At 42.1% G+C, this 3,423-nt stretch carries 5 protein-coding genes; 3 read left to right on the top strand and 2 right to left on the bottom strand.

Annotated features, from left to right (window positions below; genetic code table 11):
* Positions 1-121: 121 nt before the first annotated feature.
* Positions 122-898: an ABC transporter ATP-binding protein gene (locus RAO94_03530; protein MDP8321404.1), complete on the bottom strand. Its 777-nt coding sequence runs from the start codon at positions 896-898 to the stop codon at positions 122-124.
* Between the two features lie 93 nt (positions 899-991).
* Between RAO94_03530 and RAO94_03535 the strand changes: the two genes are divergently transcribed.
* The 3 genes from RAO94_03535 to RAO94_03545 are packed head-to-tail and all read left to right on the top strand — an operon-like array spanning position 992 to position 3,241.
* Positions 992-1,435 carry an Rrf2 family transcriptional regulator gene (locus RAO94_03535; protein MDP8321405.1) on the top strand — a complete coding sequence of 148 codons (444 nt, stop codon included), beginning with the start codon at positions 992-994 and terminating at the stop codon, positions 1,433-1,435.
* Complete coding sequence (locus RAO94_03540) at positions 1,413-2,603, top strand: cysteine desulfurase family protein (GenBank protein ID MDP8321406.1); 1,191 nt, start codon at positions 1,413-1,415, stop codon at positions 2,601-2,603. The genes RAO94_03535 and RAO94_03540 overlap by 23 nt, the downstream gene beginning before the upstream one ends.
* Positions 2,604-2,611: 8 nt before the next feature.
* Entirely contained in the window at positions 2,612-3,241 is a 630-nt protein-coding gene (locus RAO94_03545; protein ID MDP8321407.1) for an iron-sulfur cluster assembly scaffold protein, read from the top strand.
* A 73-nt stretch (positions 3,242-3,314) separates the two neighbouring features.
* On the opposite strand, the gene RAO94_03550 is transcribed toward RAO94_03545, so the two are convergent.
* Positions 3,315-3,413, bottom strand: coding sequence for a hypothetical protein (locus RAO94_03550; protein ID MDP8321408.1), 99 nt, complete (start codon positions 3,411-3,413; stop codon positions 3,315-3,317).
* Positions 3,414-3,423: the final 10 nt, after the last annotated feature.

Genomic DNA, 3,423 nt, shown 5'->3' on the forward strand with positions numbered 1-3,423 from the left:
GATCCAGATATTTCTCTTCCGCATCTATTACATATCCTGATACCTGCAAAGCATTTAGCGCAATTGCTATTAAAAAGCTTATGATCAGGAGAAGTAATTTCGTTTTCATATTGATTATTATTTATTCCTTACCGGTATAAACCAGATTGGGCTGACCACTAACCGGATTAGTGATCACATGGATATTATGTTCATATACTTCTGCCAGTACTTCTTCAGTGATCACAGCCTTCGGGTTTCCCTGCCCTATTATCTTTCCTTGTTTCATCAAGATCACCTTTGAGCAGTATTCCACGGCAAGATTGATATTGTGCGAAACCAGGATAATTGTCTTATTATGCTTCTGATTGATCTCTGCCAGCAGCTGCATTATGCTGATGGCATGATTGACGTCCAGGCTGGCAAATGCTTCATCAAGCAGCAGGATCGGAGTTGATTGCACCAGGGCTCGGGCAATTGCTACGCGTTGCTGCTCTCCTCCGGAAAGTTCACTGAAATTCTTATCAGCAAACTCCAAAAGATCAAGATCAGCCAGTATCCGGGTAACTATCTCCTGATCCTCTTTGGTGTAACTGCCTAGATAGCCCAGATAGGGGAATCTTCCCATTAGTACAAGTTCACGCACCTGATATTCAAACTGGAGCTGGAAATTCTGAGGGATCAAAGCAATCTGATGAGCAAGCTCGCGACTACCATACTCGCTTAGTTCCCTGCCCTTCAGCCATATATTACCTGCCGATGGTTTAAGAAAACCACTCAGGCATTTGAGCAAAGTGGTCTTGCCTGCTCCATTAGGTCCTAATAGAGCAGTAAAGCTGCCTGACTCAAAGATCAAGCTCACATCATTCAATACCTGCCGTTCATGATAACCGGCAGAAAGTTCATTAATTTTTATCATTTTTACCTCATTCTGCTTGACCGCAAAACCTTAGAAAATAAAAAAGGTTGCAAACTCCTACTAATTAAGTATGTTATTGTAAGGAGAAGAAAAATGTATATATCAACGAAGACGGGATATGCCTTGCGAGCAATGATAGAGCTTGCTCTCACAGGAGATGAGCAGCCACTTTCCATCACTGAGCTTTCAAGCAGGCAGCATTTGCCATCCAAATACCTGGAACGGCTTTTTGCTCTACTCAGGAAATCTGAGCTTGTAACTAGCAAAAAGGGTATCAACGGAGGATATCTGCTGGCACGAAAGGCAGAAACTATCACTCTGCAGGATGTGATGCAAGCCGTGGAAGAATCGCATTATCACAGCTATTGCCGTCACCAGAAGGATGATGCCGAGTACTGTCAGGGCATCAGTTGCCATCTTCGCGGATTTTGGGACCGGATCGGAACTGATCTGGAATCATATTTTTCCAGTATTAATTTACAAAAAATAATAAATAAATATATAAGAGGAGAACATGAAACGGATTTATTTGAATAATTGTATAACCAGTCAACCAGCCCCCGAAGTGATTGATGCAATGCTGCCTTATTATAAGGAGAAGTTCCATTTTCCAGAAAATTTCATTCAGCCCGGTACGGAACGCAGAAGGGAAATCGATGAATTTAAAAAAGTAGTAGCTGATTCCATCAAGGCCGTTCCAGAAGCGGTTCATTTCACAAATAGCGGTACAGATGCTAATAATCTGGCGATCAAGGGCTACCTTTCAGCTAATACGGATAAGGGACAGCATATTATCTGTTCAATAGTGGACTATCCTGATATTCTCACCAATGCGGCTTATTTTGAAGAAAGTGGATTTGAAGTGAGTTACTTAGGTTGCGATGGGGATGCCTTTATTGATCTGGAAGAGCTTAAGCAGGAATTGAGATCTGATACTATATTGGTGATGACCACTCTGGCAAATCACACCGTGGGAACTTTGCAGGATATTACTGAGATCAGAAAGATCATTGATGAATCTCCTTCAGAAGCTGCCTTATTCGTAGATGCCTGTCAAGGTTATGGCAGAGTGCCGATCGATGTAGTAGATATGAATGTTGATCTTCTTACGATCAGTGCTCATAAGATCCATGGGCCTCAAGGCGTAGGTGCTTTATACATTAAGCCCGGGATCACTGTTGCTCCCACTCGACATGGTGTGAATCGCATTGATCCATTAGCTACCGGTGCTATCTCAATTGCCAATATAGCTGGCTTTGCCAAAGCAGTGGAACTGGCATTCATTAATTTTAAAGAAAATGTGGACTATATCCGCAGTCTTACCCGTCATCTATATGAAAGTATTGAACGCCGCATTTCTTATGTAATGCTTAACGGTGCAATTTGCGAGTCTCGGGCTCCTCATAATTTGAATGTCTCTTTTGATTTCATCGAAGGAGAAGCAATTATGATGATGCTTGATCAATATGGCATCAGCGTGGCAACAGGCAGTGCCTGTTTCTCCGAAGGACTTCAGGCAAATTATGTGATGATGGCAATGGGACGCAATCATGAGCAGAGTCACAGCTCAATGAAATTTACTTTAAGCAGATATAACACGAGAGAAGAAATTGATTATGTTGTAGATAAACTTGAGGAAGTAGTGAAGGAATTACGCCGTCGCAGTCCTCTGTATGCCGATTTTATATCAAAATATAATATATAGGAGAAATCATGCAGTATTCACAAAAAGTTCTCGATCACTTTATGAAACCCCACAACCTGGGCAAGCTTGATAAAGCAAATGCGGAAGCAACTGAAGGCAGCCCTGCCTGCGGTGACCAGGTTTCTATCTGGTTGAACGTCAATGAAGAAACTGGGATTATAGAAGACATAGGTTTCCTGTCATACGGTTGCGCTTCCAATATCGCCACTGCTTCTATTATCACTGATATGGCAAAGGGCAAAACTATTGAAGAGGCAAAAGCTATTTCCTGGAAAGAAGCTGCTGCTGAACTGGATGGCTTGCCACCCGTAAAAATGCACTGTTCCGTACTGGCAGTAGATACCCTGCGCAAGGCTATCAAGAATTATGAACTCGCTCATCATCTGATCGAAGCTGATAAAGGTGCCCTCAATAAAGAAATGGTTCTGGCAGAACTTGTCAAGATCCTCTATCCCAAAGTCGGAGAAGACATCATATCGCTGAAAATGGTCAAATATGCTGGAGTCTCAGAGGATGGAAACGTAACAGTTGATGTGGAAATCCCCAAGTTTGACAAGTTCAGAGAAAATGTTGCTGATGAGATCAGAGAGCATCTCGAAAAGCTCCCCGGTGTAAAGGATATCACAATAAATATTTAGGATCAGTCTTTTCTGATCCGGTCGCACTTATGTGTTTCTAAAGAACTTTTGCCTCCTGCGGGAGGCATTTTTTTTATTGTTTCCGCCAAAGCAGATAAATAAATAATGGACAGCCAATAAAGGAAGTAATTATTCCTACGGGTAATTCTATCACCACAATGTGCATGGCAATAAAATCACAG

The sequence above is a fragment of the Candidatus Stygibacter australis genome (assembly GCA_030765845.1).
In the GTDB taxonomy this organism is placed as follows: Bacteria; Cloacimonadota; Cloacimonadia; order Cloacimonadales; family TCS61; genus Stygibacter; species Stygibacter australis.

What these genes read in the sequence shown, in the direction of transcription:
- RAO94_03540 (MDP8321406.1), top strand. Translation starts at nt 1,413, where the DNA reads ATGAAACGGATTTATTTGAATAATTGTATAACCAGTCAACCAGCCCCC.
- RAO94_03545 (MDP8321407.1), top strand. Translation starts at nt 2,612, where the DNA reads ATGCAGTATTCACAAAAAGTTCTCGATCACTTTATGAAACCCCACAAC.
- RAO94_03530 (MDP8321404.1), bottom strand. Translation starts at nt 898, where the DNA reads ATGATAAAAATTAATGAACTTTCTGCCGGTTATCATGAACGGCAGGTA.
- RAO94_03535 (MDP8321405.1), top strand. Translation starts at nt 992, where the DNA reads ATGTATATATCAACGAAGACGGGATATGCCTTGCGAGCAATGATAGAG.